Genomic DNA, 23,168 nt, shown 5'->3' on the forward strand with positions numbered 1-23,168 from the left:
GCTAGGTCTTTTCATTCATTCAGTTGGGTAAGTCATTACATGAGTATTCGCCCTTTAGATGGCATCACTGTGGTTTCTCTGGAGCATGCCATTGCTGCTCCTTTTTGTACGCGCCAATTAGCAGACTTAGGTGCACGCGTGATTAAGGTTGAACGTCCTGGCGCTGGTGACTTCGCGCGTGCGTACGATGAGCGCGTTAACGGCATGTCATCCCACTTCACCTGGGTGAATCGCTCTAAAGAAAGCTTGACCTTAGATCTCAAACAAGAATCTACACTTACAGCACTCAAGACACTTCTAAAAACAGCTGACGTGCTGGTACAGAACTTGGCACCTGGTGCAGCAGCACGGATGGGGCTGACTGCAGAACTCCTGCAGAAAGACAATCCAGGCTTAATTTTGTGTGACATCTCCGGCTATGGAAATAATGGGCCTTATCGCGATAAAAAAGCATACGACTTGCTGATTCAAAGTGAGGCTGGATTCTTATCTGTTACTGGTACTCCAGAAGCCCCTAGCAAAGCAGGAAACTCTATTGCTGATATTGCCGCAGGTATGTATGCCTATACCAACGTTCTGGCAGCCCTCTTACAAAGAGGCAAGACTGGCAAGGGATCTTCGATCGACGTATCGATGCTTGAATCACTAGGTGAATGGATGAGCTACCCGCTCTACTATGCCTATGAAGGTGCCACCCCTCCTCCTCGCAATGGTGCATCTCATGCCACGATCTACCCATATGGGCCGTTTAAGGCAGGTGATGGCGGCACCGTCATGTTGGGCCTCCAAAACGACCGTGAGTGGGTTTTATTCTGTGAGGTCGTGCTTGAGAATCAGACGCTTGCCAAAGACGAGCGTTTTGATAAAAACTTCAAACGCAATGAGAAGCGAGATGAATTACTCTCGATCATTGATGCCTGTTTTAGCAAGCTGACTTCCGAACAAGTGATTGCAAAATTGGATCAAGCTCAAATTGCCAATGCTCGTCTCAATGATATGCAGGGCTTATGGACTCACGATCAACTCAAGGCGCGAGATCGTTGGGTGCAAGTTGGTTCGCCCGTAGGCCCTATTCCAGCTATGCTACCCCCAGATAGCAATAACAGCTTCGCCTACCGTATGGATGAAATCCCATCAGTAGGTCAGCACACCAATGCAATCCTTGATGAGCTTGGTATTGCTGCGAGCGAGATTGAGGCTATGCGCGCGCAAGGAGCAATCTAAAGCAAGGGTGAAGCTAAGTGCGCTGCGTTCTCTAGCAAGACACGCCAACGTGGTCGCTTAGCCCAGCTTACTGGATTCACCATATCGGATTGAGCCAAGTAGGAGTCAATCAAAGTTTCGAGTTTGGCGCAAAACTCATCGTTGTATACGATTAAGCTAATTTCAAAATTAAGACGCAAGCTGCGTTGATCAAAATTGACCGAACCGAATATCGCTACACGCTTATCAATCAATAAGCTTTTCGTATGCAATAGGCCACCATGAAATTCAGCAATATTGACACCAGCATTCATGAGGTCGCTATAGAAGCTGCGGCTACTCCAAGCGACTAATGTGGAATCGTTTAATTTGGGAACAATGAGAGTGACATTAACGCCCCGCCCCGCTGCTGCCATCAGCGCCTGAATCAACCCATCATCCGGACCAAAGTAAGGCGTAGTAACGGTCAACTCTTTGCGGGCATCCATGATGGCGGATAACAGTACTTGATACAAGATATCGTCGCGGTATACCGGACCAGAGGAAAACTCTTGGGCCAGCGCTCGACCCTCTGTCGGAGTGGCTGCTGGCGCAACATCATTGAAATGCGTAATCTTGGGATTGTCCACGCTCCAGTCAAATGAGAAGGTCAGTTCAAATTGAGATGCAACCGGCCCCTCAATTCTGACCATCGCATCAACCCATTCACCAACTCCTGAATCTTGCTTAAAGCTACGTGGATCAACCATATTCATGCTGCCAGTCCAAGCGATGGCGTTATCAATCACAAATATTTTTCGATGAAGCCGAAGATCAGCACGGCGAAATTGGAAACGGCCAATCTGAATTGGCAAGGCTTCCGTCACTTCAATTCCAGCATCTCTGAAACGATTTGGCCAAGTGGACTTAAACCAGTCTTTACTGCCTAAGGAATCTAATAGCACTTTACAAGCTACACCACGCTTAGCGGCAGCAATTAAGGCCTCGCCAACACGATCAGCATCACCACCCAGGGCCCATATATAGAATTCCAAATGAAGTGTGTTTTTCGCTTGATTAATTTCATCGATAAATAGCTGCAAAATCTTAAGAGAGCTCGTAAATAATTCAATCTTATTGCCAGCAATTACCGGAGAGCCATTATTCGACTCCGCCAACAGGCTTAGTGCCCTGCCCTCAATCGGCAGTAACTGCTTATCAGCCCGATAGCGCTGACGCATATTTTCAGTGATGGCCGCATATTCCTTATCCATGCGAATGATTTTTCGAGTCAGCTTACGACCTACAGGACGCTCACCAATCAAAATATATAAACCAACCCCAAGTAGCGGAACGAGAACCACAATCAGGAACCATGCAAGGACAACACCTACCGGTCTCCTTACAGAGATTAATCTGAACCCAAAGAGAAACACAATGACAATGTGTAGTAGTGGAACCCAGATTAAAGAGAAACCAAAGATAGTTCCCAATAGATAATTTAAAAAGCTCATACGATTTCCAGTTCCGCGGTAATACCTAGGTGATCAGATAATTTCAGCCATTCATACAAGACTTCTGCAGAATGGATTTTTAGACCTCGCACATAAATCCGATCCATCGGAAGCATTGGCTTCACGCTAGGAAAAGTTTTTGCAGGAGAGCCGGTAAGAACTTCAAATACTTCATTAAAGCCGGCAGCCTGCATTGGCGCGCTCACACGATTGCGCCAATCATTAAAGTCGCCCGCCACAATGGTTGGACCGCCACCAGCAAGAGTATCAATGTAACGAATAATCTTATCTAATTGACGCTCCCGACCTCTTTCAAATAAAGCCAGGTGCACACAAAAACAATGGATGGGTGTTGGCACGCCCTCTAATTGAGTAATGCTGTGAAGTAAACCACGCCGCTCAAATCGATAGGCTGAAATATCGTAGTTTTCACCCTTGTGCAATGGTCTCTTAGAAAGAATGGCATTGCCATGGTGACCATCGGGATACTCGACATTTTTACCGTAGTGCCAATCATGCCAAAAATCTTCCGACAGAAAATGGGTTAACTCCATTAAGGGCCATTGACCAAATCGCCTAATCCGCCCTCGATGCTCCTGTTGAAGCTCTTGCAGGAAAAGTAAATCAGGATGATGACTACGCATTTTTTGACGCAGCTCGTAGATGGTAGATTTTCTATGCAAGGGAGATAAGCCTTTATGCACATTCATCGTCATGACGCTAAAGCGACCTAAATGGAGCTGGGTCATTAAAACTGTCCTTCAGCACGTTGTCGTCTTACACGTGCCAAGTAGATTTCACCCTCAACTAAGTCCTGGCATTGCATGCACTTATTGCAAATGGAGGCCTGCTCACGCAGCTCATCAATGGAGTCGATCGGATGCTCGTTGAGATATTCACGAAGATCGACATCGAGGACCTCATTACAGAGGCAAATGACTTCAGCCATGAGTTAAAAAAGGGAAATTGTTTGCATTTATGCCATTTTGCCACCGCCTTGCTAGAATCGAGCCCATGCTTACGACCTTTCAGGATGCCTTCGGACTGCTTGTGCATTTAGATGCCGGAGTGATGGGCATCGTACTGGTCTCACTGCAGGTGAGTTTGAGCGCCCTGCTACTGGGCACCTTGCTTGGCCTGCCGATTGGTGCCCTACTAGCTACTGAAGAATTTAAGGGCAAACAGTCAATAACCGTCGGCTTAAATAGCCTCATGGGCGTACCAACAGTCATCGTTGGCGTAGTGGTCTACCTTTTACTCTCCCGAACAGGGCCATTAGGAGTGTGGGGATGGCTTTTTACACCCAAGGGCATGATCCTAGCCCAAACACTGCTGACAACCCCTCTCATTGCCGCCCTAAGCCGCCAAATCCTAGAGGATTCCTGGAGAATTCATCGGGATTCATTTAGAGCGCTTCGACTGCCCAGACTTTCTGCCCTGAAATGGTTTATTTGGGACTGCCGTTTCTCCCTGACGATTGCCATTCTGGCTGGACTAGCCCGGGCAATATCTGAGGTAGGCGCCGTCATGATCGTAGGTGGCAACATTGATCACTCAACCCGCACCATGACTACCGCAATTGCGCTGGAGACCAGCAAGGGAGACCTACCATTGGCTCTCGCCTTGGGGATTGTATTGCTCGGCATTGTGTTGCTTGCAAACCTATTTACATTCGCAGTTCGCCAAGTTGCGGAGCGTCGCTATGGTTAAGTTAGTAACTAAATTCAACCGCTACATAGAGCTTAAGGATGTCATCGTCAAAAGTGATGGGCGCATCATCTTAGACATTCCGCATGCAGTCATTCCAGCAGATCGAATTTGCGCCTGCATTGGCCCTAATGGCGCTGGAAAGACGACGCTACTAAAGCTACTTGATGGATTAATTGGGCCTGACATAGGGGCGGTAACTTATTCAACTGCAGGTGTCCGCTCATCCCTAGTGCTCCACCACACACCAATGATCAAAGCCTCTGCAAGAACCAATCTTGCCATGGTCAAAGATTCAGACTCTTCGATTGATTCAATCCAGATTGATGCAGTTATTGAGCAGATCGGCTTAAGCCATCTTGCGAACAGCCCCGCCCATAAACTATCGGCAGGTGAAAGACAAAAGCTTTGCTTGGGCAGAGCCATTTTGCAAAAGCCTAATTTGGTTTTGCTCGATGAGCCTACAGCCAATCTCGATCCCAATACAACGGAGCAAGTTGAAGAAATGATTCGTCAATTCAAGCTTCAAGGCTCAGATGTGATCTTCACATCCCATCAGCTTGCACAAGTACAAAGGCTGGCGGAGTACATCATCTTTATTGATCAGGGCCAGATAAAAGAAAAAGGACCCGTAGGTCCTTTCTTTGCTGATCCTCAAACACTAGCAGCTAAACGCTACTTACATCAAGAATTGCTCAGCGACTAATTACTTTGCTGCTGTTGGTGCCACTGGTGCTGGAGCTGCCGCTGCAGCGCCTGGAGCAACAAAGGGGGGTGGCGCTACACAGGCTGCTGGTGCCGGAGTACCAGATACCCTATATTGATCAGCCACTTTATTTTGCGCCTGGCACAACTTAAAAGCCCCAACCTTATCGCCGTAAGCTGTCTTAGCTTTTGCTAAGGTTGCAGCCTCTTGCGCTTCAGGCGTTAATGGTGGCAAGGCAGCAAATGCAACTGCAGTTGCAAATGAACAGAGTGTGAAAGCAATGATTTTTTTCATGGCCATGTCCTTATTTATTAACCTTGTCGTACCAGATCTCATGGTGCTCTTTGGCCCAGGTTGCATCTACGTAACCATTCTTCATGCCATCGATAGAGCCTTGCATACCAATCGTACCAATGTAAATGTGACCCATTGCCATAGCTGTCATCAAGATAGCTGCTGAGCTATGAATAATATTGGCTAACTGCATAGTGCCGCGAAGATACTGGACATCCATGAACGGCACGATCATATCGAGCACGAAGCCAGAAGCTGAAATGGTGAGGCCCAAAATAACCATGCCAAACCAGAACCAGATTTTCTCACCCATATTGAAGAATCCTGCAGGAGGATGCTTGCCGGTCAATGCCCCGCCAAGCGTCATCAACCAAGTCAGATCACCCTTACCTGGAATGTTACGAGTAGCAAAGAGCAGGAAGAAAATCGCAACGCTCAAAGTAAACAATGGTCCAGAGTAGTTATGGATATTCTTGCAAACCATCAAGAAAGATCCATAAGCAACGCCACCCATTAATGGGAGCGCGAAATACTTGCCCCATAAAATCAACATGCCGGTCAAAGCAAGACCAATAAAGCTGGCTGCCATTACCCAGTGTGTCAGGCGCTCAAAGCCATTAAAACGCTTGATCTTTACACCAGACATCGGGGCATGAAGTTTAATTGGGCCTTTAATTAGGAAGAGAGCAGCAATGCCAAAGAAAGCGATTGCCAACAGCCAAGCGCCGTAAACGGTGATGATGCCATTACGAATCAAGCGCCATTGCTGACCAGCACGCTGAATCAAAACGCTCGCCTCTTTATCGGGGATGCTGACAAAGTTGTAAGGGTCGCCATTAGCCGTATCCCAAATTGCACCCTCTTTAGGCGCAGTATTTGCTGGCTGAGATTCAGCCTGCGTGCCATTTGGAATGGAATTGAGATTTTTTGGAAAATCAATACCACTTGGGGATGGCAGAGGTTGCATTGGCGCGCGGTCTGCAAGACAGACACCGCTAAGCAAACTTAGCGATACGCCTAGGGCCAGAACCCATGAGCGACTAACACTAGAGAATGATCGATTCATACAAATATCCTTAAACGTTTTCGTTTTATTTATTGTTGTTTAACTGATCACTTAACGCGTGAGTATTCAGATTGCTTCTGATTGCGCTTGTTAATCGCTTCCGTCCAACTTGCCTGATCGCCTGGAGTCCAACCTTTAGTCATAAATCCATTGTCAGCTCCCATATAAGGGGCTACATCAGGACGCTTTGCAGCTTTAGCTGCAATCTCAGGAGGTTCGGAGCAAGCAGCTAGCAAAGCGCCAGCTGCTAAATACAAACCGAGAGTTTTGAAATTCAATTTCATGACTTTGCTCCTGGAATTTTGTCAGCAGGTGTTGGTGTTGGCGCTGGTGATCCTGATGGACCATAAGCAGTCGACCAACCAAAAATCTCATTGCTTGGATATCGACCATTAGCTTCGCGCACTGCAACACGCTTCGCGTAGATTGAAGAGATAACTTCACTATCACCACCAATCAATGCTTTGGTTGAGCACATTTCTGCGCACAATGGCAACTTACCTTCTGCCAAGCGATTACGGCCATACTTCTCGAACTCGGCAACACTACCATTTATCTCAGGACCGCCGCTACAGAACGTGCACTTGTCCATTTTGCTGCGGGAACCAAAAGCGCCCTTGCTTAAGAACTGAGGTGCGCCAAATGGGCATGCGAATGAACAGTAGCCGCAACCGATGCAGATGTCTTTGTCATGCAAGACAACGCCTTCATCAGTGCGATAGAAGCAATCTACTGGACATACCGCCATGCAAGGCGCATCCGAACAGTGCATACAGGCAACTGAGATTGATTTTTCTTTGCCAACAATACCGTCATTGACCGTAACTACACGGCGACGAGTAATGCCCCAAGGTACTTCGTTATCATTTTTACAGGCAGTGACACAGCCGTTGCACTCAATGCATCGCTCTGTATCACAAATAAATTTCATTCTTGCCATGGTGTTCTCCTGACTATATTTTTTAACTTAGGCAAATTTTTCGATTTGGCACATGGTGGTTTTAGTTTCTTGCATCATCGTTACCTGGTCATAGCCGTAGGTTGTTGCAGTGTTCACCGCCTCACCTAGGACTACTGGGGCTGCGCCCTCAGGATAGTATTTACGCAAGTCATTGCCCTGCCACCAGCCAGCAAAGTGGAATGGTACAAACGCAGTACCTTGATCGACGCGCTCAGTAACCATTGCACGAACTTTGATCTTAGCTCCCGTTGGGGATTTAACCCACACATAATCCCAATTCTTAATGCCACGAGCTTCTGCGGCCTTAGGATTGATCTCCACAAAGTTTTCTTGCTGTAACTCAGCCAACCATGGGTTAGAACGTGTCTCATCTCCCCCGCCCTCGTACTCAACCAAACGACCTGAAGTCAGAATGATTGGGAACTTTTCGTAGAGCTTCTCATTCAAGTTCTTATCCTGAACTGTTTTATAGAGAGTCGGCAAGCGCCAGAAATTCTTCTTGTCCGCAGATGTTGGGTACTTACGCATCATTGGCTCATTGGTACTGTAGAGCGCCTCGCGGTGAGTTGGAATAGCATCCGGGAAGTTCCAAACCACTGCACGGGCTTTGGCATTGCCAAATGGATGACAACCATTCTTCATTACCACGCGCTGGATACCGCCAGATAAGTCGGTCTTCCAGTTCTTGCCTTCAGCAAGCTTTTGCTCTTCTTCAGTTAATTGATTCCACCAACCGAGCTTCTTCACTAAGACGTGGTCAAACTCTGGGTAACCGGTCTTAATGGCGGAACCTTTGGAGTAAGAACCATCTTCGGCAAGCAAATTAACACCATCTTTTTCTACGCCAAAGTTAGCGCGGAAGTTACCACCCCCCTCCATCACACTCTTGCTAGTGTCATAGAGATTTGGTGAACCAGGGTGCTTGATGGAGGCGGTGCCGTAGCAAGGCCAAGGCAAGCCATAGTAGTCGCCTGTTGTGTCGTAACCAGTAACCGGATCAACTCCGCCACGTGACTTCAAAGTTTTCGGATCAAAGGTGCCAACCATTCTCATGTGCGCCTTCAAGCGCTCAGGAGTTTGACCGGTGTAACCAATCGTCCAGCAAGAGCGGTTGATTTCACGCAAGATGTCTTCAATCTGCGGCTCTCTCCACTGCTTGCCGGCAAACTTTGAACTCTGCATCTTGTAGTTCTTAGATAACTCTTCACCGAAGCCCAGGCGATCAGCAAATGCTTGCATGATGACGTGGTCAGGTACAGACTCAAACAAAGGATCGATGACTTTCTCACGCCACTGCAATGAGCGGTTTGAGGCAGTTGCTGAACCCGTTGTTTCAAACTGAGTTGTCGCTGGTAAGAGGTAAACATTACGGTTCTTGTTTACTACATCACCTTCGGCAGGCGGCATCGCTGCCATTGCTGCTGTAGCACTTGGATACGGATCAACAACAACCAATAAATCCAATTTATTCATCGCGCGCTTCATATCCAAGCCGCGAGTTTGTGAGTTAGGAGCATGACCCCAGAAGAACAAACCTTTTACATTGGTTTGTTGATCGATCATGTCATTTTTCTCAAGGACTGCATCGACCCAACGAGAAACCGTAGTACCCGATTTCTCCATCATGTCAGGCGCATAGCGACCTTTGATCCACTCGTAGTCAACACCCCATACTGTTGAGAAGTGTTTCCATGATCCTGCTGCCAGACCATAGTAACCAGGTAATGAATCCGGATTAGGTCCAACGTCTGTTGCCCCTTGAACGTTATCGTGACCACGGAAGATGTTTGTACCACCACCAGATTTACCAACGTTTCCTAGGGCGAGCTGCACGATACAAGATGCACGCACCATGGCATTACCAATGGTGTGTTGTGTTTGACCCATACACCAGACTAAGGTGCTTGGACGATTCTTGGCCATAGTCTCAGCCACTTTGTAAACCTGAGCTTCTGGAACACCGCAAGCCTCTTCTACATTCTTTGGAGCCCACTTTTCCATCACTTCTTTGCGGATCTCATCCATACCGTAGACGCGGTCATTGATGTACTTCTTATCTTCCCAACCATTGTTGAATATGTGATACAGAACACCAAATAGGAATGGGATATCAGAACCGGAACGAATGCGAACGTACTGATCAGACTTAGCAGCAGTACGGGTGTAGCGTGGATCAACCACGATCACTTTGCAACCGTTTTCCTTTGCATGCAACAAGCTGAGCATCGACACTGGATGGGCTTCTGCAGCATTGGAGCCAATGTACAAAGCAGCCTTGGCATTCATCATGTCGTTATAGCTATTGGTCATTGCACCATAGCCCCAGGTGTTTGCAACACCGGCTACTGTAGTGGAGTGACAGATACGAGCTTGATGGTCTGTATTGTTGGTTCCGAAGAAAGAAACCCACTTACGTAATAAATAGGCTTGCTCGTTATTGTGCTTTGATGAACCAATAAAGAACAGTGAATCTGGGCTGTACTTGCTACGCAAGTCTTTCATCTGCGCAGTAATCTCGGTTAAAGCTTGGTCCCAAGAAATACGTTGATATTTGCCGTCCACCAACTTCATTGGGTAACGCAACCGGAAGTCGCCGTGTCCGTGCTCGCGTAAGGCGGCACCTTTGGCACAGTAAGAACCCATGTTGATTGGAGAATCGAACACAGAGTCCTGACGAACCCAAACACCATTCTCAACAGTAGCGTCAGTTGCGCAACCTACGGAACAGTGGGTACAAATGGTTCTCTTGACTTCAATCTTGTCCCTCCCGTCCAACATCGCCTTGCTTGGTTCAGCAACAGCTTTTTGCACCAAGGTCAATTGGCTTGCTGCAATCCCAGCACCAACACCTACTCCAGAGCGCTTGAGGAAAGTACGACGATCCATCGTTGGCACCGCAGATTGAAGTCCGCGTGACAGGCTGCCGATGAGACGTGATGCGGGCGTAGCACGGCCGCTTTGTGGGGTATTGGATTTACGAGTCAGACTCATATGTTGTCCCTGAGAAATATTTTTATTTAATTATTTGGAAACGACTTCATTAACAACTGGGTTTAAAGCATGGTGGTTTCGTAGTACTTACGAATGTGCGCAGACAACTGATAGCCGTCATCTTTACCTTGAACAGCGCTGCCAATTTCTTGAATAACTGCTTTGCCTAGTGGCGTTTGGGAAGCTACGGCTACAGCACCAACAGTGGCACCTGCTCCGATGAAAAACTTTCTGCGTGAGGGCTTGCTTTCTTCGTTTACTGCTGTTGCGGATTTAGTAGTCATCGCATGCTCCTAGTTAGCGCAAATTTGATATTTCACAGAGTTTAGTTGGTAATTGTATTTTTTGCATATTTGAAAATTAATTCTTTTCTAGGGGTTTTCCTCTTGTGCAATGCAACATCAAATCATGTCAAAACTCTGCCCCTCGATAGCCAGGAATTCTCGAGTTAAGGCGGCTACCGGATGGTAGAGATGCATGTTTGGAATACCTTCTATTGCATCGCACAATACGTCATACCAAGGACGAATATGGTCATTGAAAAAAATCCTTTGATTTGTAAGGTTTGAAATTTCAATATCGTCCCCAGCTATGAGGTAACGCATCACCTCACAGAGTGCAGATATATGATCCTCGGTCTCCGTAACCTCTTCAGCCGACTCCAAACCAAAACCCTCTAACGAGCGACGGATTTCCACCAATGGCCTCTCATTTAAATGGCCGGCCATATAAAAGGAGCCATTCAAAATCACATTGGGACGCCCTACGCTAATGAAATTACGATCAAACTCCTCATGCCAGGCTTTGGCAGGGTTATTTTTAGCAACCTCAACTACGCTATGCCACACCTTGGCTAGCGGTGCAGCTTCTGCCTGGCCTTCCTGACCATCTGGGATGGAGGCGGCTATTTGATCCAGTAATTCTTGATCAGGCGGCTGATGAAGGAGCCTCGCAATCAAACCATATAGATCCGCCCTCGCCAAATCCTCCGGCAGACCTACATCACCCACCTCGGTTGAGGCGCCCTCTTTTATCTGCTCGCTCATATTTCTTTTTTCACCATATCGACAACACGACAATCGCCGCACATCTTGAGTCTATCTAGCGCCGCGCCAGCAAAGGCACCGTGCGCACCTAACTTGATCAACATCAAATCCACCATCTTGGCGGTTCCAAATACCTTGCCACAGCTGATGCAATGAAACGGCTTAGTCTCGTTGATCTCCACTTTTTGCTTACGCTCTTCTACGGTCTGTAAACGAGGTGCCAAAGCCAAGGCTTGCTCTGGACAAGTTTTTACACAGATGCCGCATTGAACGCACTGCTTTTCAATAAAGGAAAGCTTGGGTTCATCCAAGTTATCTAGTAAAGCGCCCTCAGGGCAACTGCCCACACAAGACATACAGAGCGTGCAGGCATCTTGATTAATATTCAATCCACCCAAGAAGGAAGATTTCGGCAAAGCCACCCCACCTGCTGGAAGCGGTGTTCTGGCTTGCTTTTCCAAATGCTCCAATACCATCTCAATGGTTTCGCGTTTTTGATTGCCTAGACCAAAGCTGGCAGACGAACAAAGCGCTGCTTGAGCACCGTGCTGTCGGAGCTTACCCATGGCAGCTGATACTGGTTGCAGCTCCTCTGGAGATTCAATTTGTATCAGAGAGAGTCTGGCATCAAATCCATAAGCTGCCAAGATGGCGTTACCTAACTCGCTTTGCGTTTCAAGTGCGGCACGATAGGCCGGATCTTCATCTCCTGCCAGCAGCAGAATTACCTCACCAAAACCATAGCTGAGTGCACCAAGCCACAAATCTAAGCCAGTGGAGGCAATGTGTTCAATACCGTAGGGCAATACAAAGGAAGGCAATCCTTCAAACTGCTTTGGTCTTAAGTGAGCTGAGCGCCCTAAAGAATCTAGAGTCTGAGTTCCAGTCTTGAGTGTATGCAATAGCAGAACAGGTGCTTGCGATTGTTTTGCCTTAGAACTCTCCGAAGTAAATACATTGGCAAGAGTTTTAATCTCTTTACCCTGATGAGTCACGCTTGGATAGTTGTAGCGCATTGCGCCCGACGGACACACTGTCGAGCAAGCTCCACAACCCATACATAAATTGGGATTTACCTCTACGGTACCCTGCCCATTTTTAAATAAGGAAGAAATTGCACCCGTTGAACACACGTCGATACAGGCATTGCAACCTACCTTACCGTTACGGCCGTGAGCACAGACCTTCTCGTTATAGACAAAGTATTTAGGCTTTTCAAATTCGCCAACTAAACCAAGCAATTGGTTTGCAACCAGTGATTGCTCAAATGGATCTCCACCAGGCGCAAAGTAACCTTTCGGCGTTTGACTCATACGCATCTGCGGATCAGCGCGCAGATCCATGATGAGATCAAATTCAGAACTGCGTTGACGCTCTATTCGATCGAAATTAATCGCACCAATACCAGCACAAGCTGTGACGCAAGCGCGATGGGATTTACATTTATCTAAATCGATCTGGAACGAATCATCAATTGCACCTTCAGGGCAAACCTCAACACAGGCGCCGCAACGAGTGCACATCTCTGGATCAATCGGGTTTTGCAAATCCCAATCCACGCTGAAGTTACCCAGATAACCGTCTAACTTAGTGACATTACCTGTATAGATCGGGAAGTTTCTTGTGATTGGCAATGTACCTGGCTCAGTACATAAAACAGAAACGTCGAGGGAGTCGCTCAGTTTTTCAGCCCAAGGCAATGCTTGATCACCAGGTCCAGCTATTAACAAGCGGCCGTGGCTTTCATAATTCACAGCAGGTACGGGCTCCGCCTCAGGCATATCAGCTAAGGCGAGTAGTGCAGCGATCTTTGGCGTGGAAGCTTTAGCCTCTTGAGTCCAGCCAGCTAGCTCACGAATATTCACAAAACGTAATGGTGCCACCAAAGGCTTTGCTGATTGCTCGGCCAGCTCACCAAATAAAGCGCGCTCTTGAGTACAAGCAATCACAATCGAGTCGCTGCCATCAAACGCTTTAATGACCGTGCCAACTTCCTGTCTACATAAAGAGGTATGGATAGTGAGGCCTAAAGCCTTTGCATCCAAAGGCATCGTTCCATTGCAATTACATACTAATTTTTGACTCATTGATTTCTTCTTAACCGGTTTTCTTATCCACAGGCACAGGGTCTTTATCCCCAGCCTCCTGAATTGGTGCTGGTGTGGATGTTAAATCAGCCTGTGAACTTAGGGGTAAAGCCTGCTCTTCCGGTTCAGATTCTGTATTGGCAGCAGTTTGGGTGCTTGGGGTTTCCTCCTCGCTATCTTTACGGAAAATGTTGAGCATGTCGGATTGCACCATGCGCTTGAGCATTTCTAGTGGAATTGGGTCCGGCTTAGAGTAATCATCAATATAGATATCGAGGCCATCCATTACATTAAAGTGCGGATCAGAGAACATCTTTTTCATGGCCGCCTGCTGAACTGCAGGATCTACATCCGGCTTCATAAAAGCGGAGAAGTCTGGAGCAAGACGATCTATCTTCTCTACATCATCCAGGGTTGCAGCTGGGGGAGCATCTTGAATGTCTGTATTGGGCTGTTTTGCCTCTGGGCTTGATGCTAATTCTTGCTTCGTTTGATCAGCCGTTTTTTGTGCGGGCTCGATCTGCTCTCCAGACTTGAGGCGCGACCAACGATTTAGAAATCCGCCAGCCATTAGTCTTCCGTCCCGCGGTTAGCGCCCTTGAATGATTCAGGGCGATGACGCTTTTTAGGCTCAGGGCGATAGTTCTCGTTAACATACTCTTGCAACCAAGAGGCATGTTCTGAAGACAGGGGGGTGTTATCCACTGACTCACCGCCATCTAATAAACGCCCTGCTTCGTTGTAGCTAACACTAATACGATGGGGAACGGCCATAGTTGATTCAGATCTGGCTAGCTCGATAGACTGAGCATCAATGTAGCGCTCGATATCTTCCTCTAAGCGCCACATCACAAACCAACAGGGTTGAGTAGCCGAGAGGTTTAGGTAATAGCCTTCACCCTCGTCAGGAAAAAGACTGAGTTCATAGCCGGTAAATAACCAAGACTCACCTTGATCATTGCGCCCCAGAAACTGACCAATAATTTTGCCCTTTTCACTGGGGGCATTATTAAATTGCCCAAAATCCGGCAACACCTCCTGCGGCGCCCACCGATATGAAATCCAGGGGCTATCAATAAACTGCTTACGCATGAGAACTGCAAAACGCATAAGGCCTTAAGTGTTCTGAACCACGATGTTAGGAAATTTACTGCTCATGTCTTTTGAAAGCGCCGCAACTTTGATAGCCACTCGCCTTGCAATCGTCTTATAAATTGCACTGATAGCGCCATCAGGATCAGCCACAACAGTTGGACGACCCGCATCTGCCTGCTCACGAATAGATAAATTCAGCGGCAAGTCACCCAAGAAATCAACACCGTATTCTTTGCACATCTTTTGGCCGCCACCGGTACCGAACACATGCTCTTCATGACCGCAACTTGGGCAGACATAGGTGCTCATATTTTCGATGATGCCCACGATCGGCACTCCAACCTTCTCAAACATTTTTAAGCCCTTGCGCGCATCCAGCAAAGCAATATCTTGCGGAGTGGTCACAATGATCGCGCCAGTAACGGGTACCTTTTGAGCTAGTGTCAACTGAATATCACCAGTGCCGGGGGGCATATCCACAACTAGGTAATCGAGATCGCGCCAACGTGTTTGACGCAGCAATTGCTCCAAAGCAGATGTCACCATAGGGCCACGCCACACCATCGGCGCATCATCATCGATCAAGAAACCGATTGAGCTTGCTTGAAGGCCGTGGCCTTCCATTGGCTCCATAGTGTTTTCTTCTATTGATTCTGGTCTGCCAGTAATGCCCAGCATCATTGGTTGACTTGGGCCGTAGATATCTGCATCCAACATACCGACTTGTGCACCTTCAGCCGCTAAAGCCAAAGCCAGGTTGACTGCAGTAGTGGATTTTCCAACACCACCTTTACCGCTAGCTACCGCAATAATATTTTTTACATTCGGCAATAGCTTGACACCGCGTTGCACAGCATGCGCAACGATTTGACTGCTGACATTGACGCTAACATTTTTCACATCAGGCAATTCGCGGAGCACAGTAATCACGGATTTACGAATGGAGTCGAACTGACTTTTTGCTGGATAACCCAGAACAATGTCCAGACTAATATCGCCGCCATCTACTTTGAGATTTTTGACGCTCTTTGCCGACACAAAGTCGATTTGTGTATTTGGGTCAATTAAACCCTTTAATGCTGCTTGCACAGCCTCTACAGTAAGTGCCACAACTTCCTCCTATGAAGAGCTACCCCGCTAGTGGGTGCTCAATCTTTTATTTAGTCTTATTGCGAAAAATGGGATAGCGGGTAGATTAACCGCACATGCAAAAAATTGCTAAAGCCGGATTTTAGGCTTATTCAGATATCGGAAATCCAGCTTCTGTTATGAGCCCAGCAGCTAATTCGGGAGAAAGGGTTGTTTCAAGCGTCACCAGCTGGGTCGCCAAGTCCGCCTGCACCTGAGCCTGGGGATCCTGGGCCTGCACAGCTCGCGTCACGGCATTAATGCAGCCACCACAAGTCATTCCTGATACCTTCAACGTATACATAGCTACCCCTTAAAAACTGTCAAAATACGGTTGATGATGGCCTTTTTTCACCATACGGTAGATTATCTTCTACATGACTCCCTCACAATCCAGTAATTCAGAATTTTTTAACCTCGATATCGGCGGAATGACCTGTGCCTCGTGCGTCAGCCGTGTAGAAAAGGCTTTGGATAAGATTCCCGGGGTTGAGGCAGCCAGCGTCAATTTGGCTACCGAGCAGGCGAGAGTTCGGATAAAAAGCGGCTCATCCAGTCTGGCTGAGATCATCGCCCTGGTTCAAAAGACGGGATACGAGGCAAAAGAGAGCTCGGCTCGAGGTAATTTAGATCAGAAGATGAGCAAGTCATTTTGGGCTACTGACGGCTTGGGTCGTGTTGTCCTGAGCTTCCTGCTTTCCGCCCCCCTCTTCTTGCCGATGTTCTTGATGCCCTTTGGCATTCATTGGTCTTTATCTGGCTGGTGGCAGCTGGCTTTGGCGACGCCAGTGCAATTTATCTTGGGATGGCGCTTTTACAAGGCAGGTTACAAATCCCTGCTGGCTGGCGCCGGCAACATGGATCTACTAGTGGCTCTCGGTACTAGTGCTGCCTATGGACTGAGTCTCTACATCTTACTCACCTCTAGTCACGCACATGAACTTTACTTTGAGGGATCGGCAGTCATTATTTGCATGGTCTTATTGGGCAAGTGGTTAGAGGCACGTGCCAAGCAACAGACCAGCGAAGCCATTCGCGCCCTGCAAAAGCTCTGGCCCGAGCATGCAAAAGTTTTAAATGCGGATGTTAATCTCGAAATTAATCAAGGTGTTGGCACTGATCAATACCGCGACTTACCTTTGGCTCAAGTACTTCCAGGCGATCGGGTTTTGATACTCCCCGGTGAACGCATTCCGGTTGATGGCGTGATTCTGTTTGGTGCTAGCCACGTAGATGAATCTCTACTTACTGGCGAGAGCGAGCCCGTTAAGAAGGCATTGGACTCAAAAGTCATTGGAGGCGCCTTAAATGGTGAAGGTGTCCTTGTTGTAAGGGCCGAAGCAGTTGGTGTTGAAAGCGTACTCTCACAAATCATTAACTTAGTAGAAGAAGCGCAAACTCAAAAGGCACCGATTCAAAAGTTAGTTGATCGGGTGAGTGCAATCTTTGTTCCTACCGTGATTATTCTTGCGCTCATCACTGGCATCGGCAACTGGCTTTACTTCGATTCCACCTCCATCGCTATCTTGCGTGCCGTATCCGTTCTGGTGATTGCCTGCCCTTGCGCACTTGGCTTGGCCACTCCAGCTGCAATCATGGCGGGCACTGGCATAGCTGCACGCTTTGGCATTCTGATTAAAGATCCGCAGGTATTGGAGTTAGCGCACCAACTCGATGTCATTGCTTTTGATAAGACCGGGACATTAACCATTGGCAAGCCACGCATGCTTGCCCTACTTACTTTTGATCAATCATTTGCCGACGAGGGTCAAATCCTTGCTACCGCTGCGGGCTTGCAATTGGGAAGTGAGCACCACTTGGCTAAAGCTCTGATTGATTCCGCCAAAGCAAAAGGTGTCCCACCCATTGCTACTTCTTTGAACAAAGGATTGCCCGGCATTGGCATTGAAGGCGTTCCAAGTGGCGGTCCTTTTGCCGGCCAGATGCTGCGCTTGCAGAGCGTAGCGTCTCTCGAGGGAAGCTCTCAGCACAATATTGTTTTACAAAAAGCCCAGGCCTGTTTCGAGCAGGGTCAGACTGTTTCGGTTTTGATGAGCTTAGGCATTAAGGATGGAGATGTGCCGACCCCAATTGCCGTCATTGCTTTTGGGGATGAGCTTAAGGCAAATGCTCAATCAGCAGTCGATGCACTTCACGCATTGCACATTCGGACAGTGATGCTATCTGGTGATAATTTGGCCGCAGCCAGCCGAGTAGGAAAAACAATCGGCATTGATGAAGTCTTTGCCCAAATCATGCCAAGCAATAAAGCGGAGATCATTCAAAAACTGCAGGGCACGGCTACTGGTAAAAAACACTTTGTAGCAATGGTTGGTGATGGTGTTAACGACGCTCCAGCCTTAGCGACGGCAGATGTTGGTATGGCGATGTCCACTGGTACCGATGTAGCAATGCAAGCTGCTGGCATTACATTAATGCGCGGCGATCCCACTTTAGTTGCAGATGCAATTGATATCTCCAAAAAGACTTGGAGCAAGATTCGTCAAAATTTATTTTGGGCGTTTGCATTTAATACGATTGGCATCCCAATGGCGGCCTTGGGTTATTTATCACCCATGTTAGCTGGCAGTGCAATGGCGCTTTCTAGCTTCTGCGTCTTGAGTAACGCCCTGCTTCTAAAGCGTTGGCGCCCTAATCACCCCTAAGTTATTTTAGGTTCTTGCGCACCAATTCAATATCGCCATAAAGGGCGCGAGTTTCTGATTTAGTGTTATCGGTATCAGTCAACAGTGCAATGCCAATGACATTGCCTGGCACCTCTCCATAAGCCAACTTGTAGTCCGCTGCTAAATCTCGCTCGTGCTTGCGCCACTCATCCAAGCTATCCCAGCCTGAGTCAACCACAATCATTTTGACGCGTGAGGTGTGAGCATTGTTTAAAACAGTGTTGACTGAATTTTTTCCCGACCAGATATACATCACCGTGGCATACGGCATTTCTTGACCGCTAATCAAGCTGGCCATCTCAAAGGTGAGCTTTTCTTTTACAGGAAGTTTGGATTTGTTGCCATCAAAGGCTACCAAGATACGAAGCGGTGCATCATCACTCCGACTATCTGCATTGTCCGCTTGCGGCATTGCACCTACCGCCTTCCATTCCCACTGAAGCCATAAGTTTTGCGCTGAGCGCGGGCGAAGCTTTACTGCCAGACCAGATGCTGATGCTTTGGAATTAGCGGCTAGTACCGTACGGCCTTGATATTTCTCAAGACGGTAAATGGTGTTCTTCTTATAAGGAGCAATGTGATAAAAGTTCCAACCATCTGGCATGCCATCTCGCGGCTTCTCCGCAGAGAATTTTGGCAAATCTTCTTGGGCGGGTAACTGATCGGCATTAAATGCTTGACCCGCCTCGTTCTCAATCGAGTTCCCAGTCAAGCCAGCACAGCCTGACAATAAGGTGGCTATAGCCGTCAATAGCAACAGGGATCGAAAGCAGTTTTTTGTAAACATCACTTGAATTGTCCCAAAGAATGAGGTCCTAAGTCTAAAATCGGATGATGCGCCATCAATCACCCTCTAGCTGGGCCGCTATCAGCATCTGTATTGCTGCAGTGGTGCATTTTGCCCTCGGCTTCTCGATTGAATTCTCAGTCGATGAAGCCCATTACGCTTTATATGCCAAACACCTTGCTTGGAGTTACTTTGATCACCCACCTCTAGTGGGTTGGATACAGTGGCCACTGGTTGCCCTGACCTCATCCGAGGGGATCATTCGCCTGATTCCGGAATTGCTATGGGCTCTTTCTGCTCTCTTGGTATATCAAGTCACACTAGAAATTCATCGCTTCATTCAGGGGTGCAATGCAGGCTATTTAACTGCTACGCTTCCCTCAGCCAACCTGTGTGGACTCATGGCCGTTTTAGCAATAATTGCAGCGCCACTACCCCATGTTTTAGCAATTGGTCTTTTGCCTGATACCCTTCTTACCCCCTTAAGCCTTGGCCTGCTATTGATGGCCTTACGTTGGACCCGCAAAGATCACTTCTCCATTGCGGACTGGGTCATCACCGGCTTGCTAGTAGGCTTAGCAGGGCTGAGCAAATACACCGCAGCATTTACTGCATTTGCTTTGCTCTTCGTTTTCTTAGCCTCTCCCAAAAAGACCTGGGTCACCAAAGCTGGTTTCTGGATAGCTGCGGTCATCGCCTTGATCGTGATTAGCCCAGTCCTGTATTGGAACTGGGTCAATAATTGGATCTCATTCAAATATCAAATTGCCCATGGCAGTGGTGGCGCTTGGGCATGGCGCAGAGTTGTAGCTTTTCTGGGTATTCAAATTGCGTGCTTTGGGCCTCTATTGCTTTTAGGTAGCTATACATTTCTGAAGAATTGCCTCCAATCACAGAAGCTAGTTCTCATGGCTTTACTCAGCTTCTTCGCGATCCCCTTCATCATTTTTACCGCACTATCCGGGGGCGGCAGCCTGCCACACTGGACTACACCAGCTTGGTTTTGTCTGGCGCCATTCGCCGGCATTGGGCTAGCGAAGGCTTGGGCTATGCAACACCGCATGGCAATTCGCATTTTGCTTATTGGGCAGATACTGGTTTGCTTGTTAGGTTTTGGGTATGTTTTGGCTGGAGGCATTAGTACTGCTGCCATCAAATCCAATCCAATTGCCGATCTTTATGGGTGGAAGCTTGCTGGTCAGAAGGCATCTGAATTGGCAGCAGCTACTAAAGTAAGTGGTATCGCAGTACAAAACTGGACGCTGGGTAGCAGAGCAGCCTGGTATGCCAGCCCACTACCCACCTTTATCTTGGACCAACGCCAAGATCAATTTGATCTCTGGTTTGGGCAATTGCCAGCTGGTGCAAGCGTCTTACTAATCAACTGGTCAGGAATGGCATTTAAGCCACCAATAGGAGGCAATCTGGCCTTTGAGGCATGTGAGCCCTTAGATAGCCTAGAAATCATCCGCTTTGGGCAGGTTTTGTCCAAATTTGACTATAGCCTTTGCCGTAATTGGCGGGATGCTGGGTTGTCGCGTTAATTCCCCAAATTCAAGACCTTAGGCCCTCAAGGCATTATCCTTACGCCTATGAGTTCACAACCCCAAACCACCCCAAAAGCCACATCTGGGTGGAAAGCAATTCTCAAGCGGGCTTGGCCCACGATTCGCATTTTGCTGTCGGTCGCCCTCCTTTGGAAAGCTACCAGCGGAATTGATTGGCACACACTCCTAGATTCTGAAATTCAGATGCAGCCTTGGTGGTTTTTGGCAGCAGGATTAACCATGGTCTTGGCATTTATTTGCGGTGGACTGCGCTGGGGATTTTTAATGCGCAAAGTGGGGTTTCAAGGAGGCTTCACCAACTTTGTAGCCCTCTACTTTGCCGGCGGACTAATTAACCAAGGATTGCCGAGCACGCTTGGTGGCGACAGCTATCGCGCTATTACCGCAACCCATTTAAATAGCAGCGGCAAGCTAACTGAAGCAAAAGAACTCGATGCAGAACTTCACCACTCTGTTGACTTGGAGCATGCCACCCCTAAGCTACGCTTGAGTTTTTCCATGGTGTTAGTAGATCGTCTGCTTGGTTTAGCAGGAAATAATTTGCTCGGTGGGCTTGGACTCATTTTGGGTGGCGCCACCTTAGCCGCCTGGGGAACAGACTTGGGTTATGCCGTCACTGGCATCATGATTTTGGCGGGCTTGTTACTTGCAGCAATTTTGGCCTGGGGGCCTAGTTGCAATCTCTTGCAAAAGTTATTGGATCGCCTGCAAATGAATCACGCTCTGCCCGGAATTAAGCTTGCTTTTTCTTGGCCCATGAATGTGGCTCAAGCCGCATTTGCGATCGGCATTCATTCCCTCACCATTTTGACTTTACTCTTCTGCCTAAAGGCCTATGGAATAGATGCACCGATTGAAGCCCTCATGATTGGCCTACCTGCATTGAGTCTCTTATTAATGTTACCAATCAGCATCTCTGGCTGGGGCTTGCGCGAGGCCACACTTTCTTCTGTGCTGGCACTGTGGGGCGTAAGTCCTTCCATGACAGTATTAGCATCGATTAGCTATGGCGCCATTACTGTCTTATCGGTATTACCCGGTGCTTACTTTTTATTAAAACGGAAATAATTCTTTTCAGAGTCCACTATGAGTATTAGCGTCAACACCATGCGCGCCATCGACCACTGGGTTGGTGTCCCACTCTGCGCAGTAGCAAGTCCAATAGTCGCCCTGATTGATGGCGTTAAAAATATCTTCAGTCGTGGTCCAGATGCGCCACGCAAACTGCTCTTTATTGAGCTATCAGAAATGGGTAGCGCAATCTTGGTAGATCCAGCCATGCGAAATGCGCAGGCTCGAGGCGCTGAATTATTTTTCCTGATCTTTAAGAGTAATCGTGCCAGCCTTACCCTATTAAATACCGTTAAGCCTGAAAATATTTTCACAATTGACTCTTCAAGCTTGGGCGGCTTAATTAAAGACACACTCAAATTCTTGCTGGTGGCACGTAAGCATCGCATCGACAGTGTTATTGATTTGGAATTGTTCTCCCGCTTCACCGCCCTGCTAACTGGCCTCTGTGGTGCGCGTCGCCGCGTGGGTTATCACATCTTTCATGGTGAAGGCTTGTGGCGCGGCTTTATGCTGACTCGCAAAGTGCATTACAACCCACATATCCACATTACCAAGAATTTTCTTTCCCTTATCCATGCGGCATTTGCCAAAGAGATTGAAGTGCCATTTAGCAAAATTCATATTGCAGATTCGGAAGTTCGTTTAGAGCAGGCAGTGATTAATCCCGGGACACTAAACAAAGTGCGTGAACGTATTGAAAAGCTCACCGCAGATGCTGGCATTGAATTTAAGCAAGGTCAGCAACGCCTGATTTTGGTAAATCCTAATGCAAGTGATTTGTTACCGCAAAGACGTTGGGCACAGCAGCGTTTTTCCGAGCTCATTCAGGGATTAAACCAACGCTATCCAAATGACCTCATTCTGATTACTGGTTCCCCATCTGAATTTAAGTATGTTGAAAAAGTACGTTCAGTTGCAAACGTAAAAAATGCCCTGAACTTTGCTGGTCAAGTTAGCTTCGCAGAATTACCACCCCTCTACACACTGTCTGATGTGATGGTGACTAATGATTCTGGACCGGGCCACTTCTCTGCTGTTACTCCATTGCGTACCGTTGTCCTTTTTGGACCAGAGACTCCAGCGCTCTACGGTTCTGTTGGTAAGTCAATTTCGATTACAGCTAACCTGGCATGCTCTCCCTGCGTCAGCGCGGCCAATCATCGCAAGACACCTTGCCATGACAATGTCTGCATGCAAGCAATTACCGTACCTCAGGTACTAGAGAAAATGGTGCATCAATTGAACGAAGCTGATCAAGAGCGAGCACGTTAATTC

Annotated in this window: 23 protein-coding genes; 7 read left to right on the top strand and 16 right to left on the bottom strand. The window is 47.8% G+C overall.

Annotated features, from left to right (window positions below):
• Nucleotides 1-39 precede the first annotated feature (39 nt).
• Nucleotides 40-1,224: a CaiB/BaiF CoA transferase family protein gene (locus tag ACIQZ3_RS02945; protein ID WP_397390179.1), complete on the top strand. Its 1,185-nt coding sequence runs from the start codon at nucleotides 40-42 to the stop codon at nucleotides 1,222-1,224.
• Here the strand turns inward: ACIQZ3_RS02945 and cls are convergent.
• From cls to ACIQZ3_RS02960, 3 genes are read right to left on the bottom strand one after another with little or no spacing between them, the layout of a single operon-like run.
• On the bottom strand, nucleotides 1,221-2,696 hold the full coding sequence (gene cls, locus ACIQZ3_RS02950; protein ID WP_397390181.1) for a cardiolipin synthase: 1,476 nt from the start codon (nucleotides 2,694-2,696) through the stop codon (nucleotides 1,221-1,223). The two genes, ACIQZ3_RS02945 and cls, sit on opposite strands and share 4 nt — an antisense overlap.
• On the bottom strand, nucleotides 2,693-3,445 hold the full coding sequence (locus tag ACIQZ3_RS02955; RefSeq protein WP_397390183.1) for an endonuclease/exonuclease/phosphatase family protein: 753 nt from the start codon (nucleotides 3,443-3,445) through the stop codon (nucleotides 2,693-2,695). Before ACIQZ3_RS02955 ends, cls begins: the two co-directional genes overlap by 4 nt.
• A complete protein-coding gene (locus ACIQZ3_RS02960) occupies nucleotides 3,445-3,645 on the bottom strand; it encodes a hypothetical protein (protein ID WP_397390185.1) in 201 nt (66 codons plus the stop codon). The genes ACIQZ3_RS02955 and ACIQZ3_RS02960 overlap by 1 nt, the downstream gene beginning before the upstream one ends.
• A gap of 65 nt (nucleotides 3,646-3,710) precedes the next feature.
• Here ACIQZ3_RS02960 and ACIQZ3_RS02965 point away from each other — a divergent pair, with 65 nt between their 5' ends.
• Nucleotides 3,711-4,406: an ABC transporter permease gene (locus ACIQZ3_RS02965; RefSeq protein WP_397390187.1), complete on the top strand. Its 696-nt coding sequence runs from the start codon at nucleotides 3,711-3,713 to the stop codon at nucleotides 4,404-4,406.
• Nucleotides 4,399-5,109, top strand: a complete 711-nt coding sequence (locus ACIQZ3_RS02970; RefSeq protein ID WP_397390189.1) for an ATP-binding cassette domain-containing protein — start codon at nucleotides 4,399-4,401, stop codon at nucleotides 5,107-5,109. Before ACIQZ3_RS02965 ends, ACIQZ3_RS02970 begins: the two co-directional genes overlap by 8 nt.
• On the opposite strand, the gene ACIQZ3_RS02975 is transcribed toward ACIQZ3_RS02970, so the two are convergent.
• The 12 genes from ACIQZ3_RS02975 to ACIQZ3_RS03030 all read right to left on the bottom strand — a co-directional run bounded on the left by ACIQZ3_RS02975 (nucleotide 5,110) and on the right by ACIQZ3_RS03030 (nucleotide 16,081).
• On the bottom strand, nucleotides 5,110-5,403 hold the full coding sequence (locus tag ACIQZ3_RS02975; RefSeq protein WP_397390191.1) for a hypothetical protein: 294 nt from the start codon (nucleotides 5,401-5,403) through the stop codon (nucleotides 5,110-5,112).
• A gap of 10 nt (nucleotides 5,404-5,413) precedes the next feature.
• A complete protein-coding gene (locus tag ACIQZ3_RS02980) occupies nucleotides 5,414-6,469 on the bottom strand; it encodes a formate dehydrogenase subunit gamma (protein WP_397390193.1) in 1,056 nt (351 codons plus the stop codon).
• Nucleotides 6,470-6,516: 47 nt separating this feature from the next.
• Nucleotides 6,517-6,753 carry a hypothetical protein gene (locus ACIQZ3_RS02985; RefSeq protein ID WP_397390195.1) on the bottom strand — a complete coding sequence of 79 codons (237 nt, stop codon included), beginning with the start codon at nucleotides 6,751-6,753 and terminating at the stop codon, nucleotides 6,517-6,519.
• On the bottom strand, nucleotides 6,750-7,409 hold the full coding sequence (gene fdh3B, locus ACIQZ3_RS02990) for a formate dehydrogenase FDH3 subunit beta (protein WP_397390197.1): 660 nt from the start codon (nucleotides 7,407-7,409) through the stop codon (nucleotides 6,750-6,752). The genes ACIQZ3_RS02985 and fdh3B overlap by 4 nt, the downstream gene beginning before the upstream one ends.
• 27 nt (nucleotides 7,410-7,436) lie before the next feature.
• Nucleotides 7,437-10,421, bottom strand: coding sequence for a formate dehydrogenase subunit alpha (locus tag ACIQZ3_RS02995; RefSeq protein WP_397390199.1), 2,985 nt, complete (start codon nucleotides 10,419-10,421; stop codon nucleotides 7,437-7,439).
• Nucleotides 10,422-10,483: 62 nt separating this feature from the next.
• Entirely contained in the window at nucleotides 10,484-10,705 is a 222-nt protein-coding gene (locus ACIQZ3_RS03000; RefSeq protein WP_397390201.1) for a formate dehydrogenase, read from the bottom strand.
• Between the two features lie 117 nt (nucleotides 10,706-10,822).
• Nucleotides 10,823-11,467 carry a molecular chaperone gene (locus tag ACIQZ3_RS03005; RefSeq protein WP_397390203.1) on the bottom strand — a complete coding sequence of 215 codons (645 nt, stop codon included), beginning with the start codon at nucleotides 11,465-11,467 and terminating at the stop codon, nucleotides 10,823-10,825.
• Nucleotides 11,464-13,554, bottom strand: a complete 2,091-nt coding sequence (locus ACIQZ3_RS03010; protein WP_397390205.1) for a 4Fe-4S binding protein — start codon at nucleotides 13,552-13,554, stop codon at nucleotides 11,464-11,466. Before ACIQZ3_RS03010 ends, ACIQZ3_RS03005 begins: the two co-directional genes overlap by 4 nt.
• A gap of 10 nt (nucleotides 13,555-13,564) precedes the next feature.
• On the bottom strand, nucleotides 13,565-14,125 hold the full coding sequence (locus ACIQZ3_RS03015; protein ID WP_397390207.1) for a DUF3306 domain-containing protein: 561 nt from the start codon (nucleotides 14,123-14,125) through the stop codon (nucleotides 13,565-13,567).
• Nucleotides 14,125-14,646, bottom strand: coding sequence for a DUF3305 domain-containing protein (locus ACIQZ3_RS03020; RefSeq protein WP_397390208.1), 522 nt, complete (start codon nucleotides 14,644-14,646; stop codon nucleotides 14,125-14,127). Before ACIQZ3_RS03020 ends, ACIQZ3_RS03015 begins: the two co-directional genes overlap by 1 nt.
• A gap of 24 nt (nucleotides 14,647-14,670) precedes the next feature.
• Complete coding sequence (gene apbC, locus ACIQZ3_RS03025; RefSeq protein ID WP_397390210.1) at nucleotides 14,671-15,759, bottom strand: iron-sulfur cluster carrier protein ApbC; 1,089 nt, start codon at nucleotides 15,757-15,759, stop codon at nucleotides 14,671-14,673.
• A 127-nt stretch (nucleotides 15,760-15,886) separates the two neighbouring features.
• Nucleotides 15,887-16,081 carry a heavy-metal-associated domain-containing protein gene (locus ACIQZ3_RS03030; RefSeq protein WP_397390212.1) on the bottom strand — a complete coding sequence of 65 codons (195 nt, stop codon included), beginning with the start codon at nucleotides 16,079-16,081 and terminating at the stop codon, nucleotides 15,887-15,889.
• 73 nt (nucleotides 16,082-16,154) lie between these two features.
• Here ACIQZ3_RS03030 and ACIQZ3_RS03035 point away from each other — a divergent pair, with 73 nt between their 5' ends.
• Complete coding sequence (locus ACIQZ3_RS03035; protein WP_397390214.1) at nucleotides 16,155-18,443, top strand: heavy metal translocating P-type ATPase; 2,289 nt, start codon at nucleotides 16,155-16,157, stop codon at nucleotides 18,441-18,443.
• Between the two features lies 1 nt (nucleotide 18,444).
• Here ACIQZ3_RS03035 and ACIQZ3_RS03040 read toward each other — a convergent pair whose 3' ends face one another.
• Complete coding sequence (locus ACIQZ3_RS03040; protein ID WP_397390216.1) at nucleotides 18,445-19,251, bottom strand: DUF3047 domain-containing protein; 807 nt, start codon at nucleotides 19,249-19,251, stop codon at nucleotides 18,445-18,447.
• A 44-nt stretch (nucleotides 19,252-19,295) separates the two neighbouring features.
• On the opposite strand from ACIQZ3_RS03040, the gene ACIQZ3_RS03045 reads away from it, so the two are divergent.
• Genes ACIQZ3_RS03045 through ACIQZ3_RS03055 form a run of 3 tightly spaced genes read left to right on the top strand, consistent with a single transcriptional unit; the run spans nucleotide 19,296 to nucleotide 23,165 of the window.
• Nucleotides 19,296-20,795 (top strand): glycosyltransferase family 39 protein, encoded by a 1,500-nt coding sequence (locus ACIQZ3_RS03045; RefSeq protein WP_397390218.1) that lies wholly within the window; start codon nucleotides 19,296-19,298, stop codon nucleotides 20,793-20,795.
• Nucleotides 20,796-20,843: 48 nt separating this feature from the next.
• Nucleotides 20,844-21,887, top strand: coding sequence for a lysylphosphatidylglycerol synthase transmembrane domain-containing protein (locus ACIQZ3_RS03050; protein WP_397390220.1), 1,044 nt, complete (start codon nucleotides 20,844-20,846; stop codon nucleotides 21,885-21,887).
• Nucleotides 21,888-21,905: 18 nt separating this feature from the next.
• Nucleotides 21,906-23,165, top strand: coding sequence for a glycosyltransferase family 9 protein (locus ACIQZ3_RS03055; RefSeq protein WP_397390222.1), 1,260 nt, complete (start codon nucleotides 21,906-21,908; stop codon nucleotides 23,163-23,165).
• Nucleotides 23,166-23,168: the final 3 nt, after the last annotated feature.

Source organism: Polynucleobacter sp. (assembly GCF_044342855.1).
Classification (GTDB): Bacteria; Pseudomonadota; Gammaproteobacteria; order Burkholderiales; family Burkholderiaceae; genus Polynucleobacter.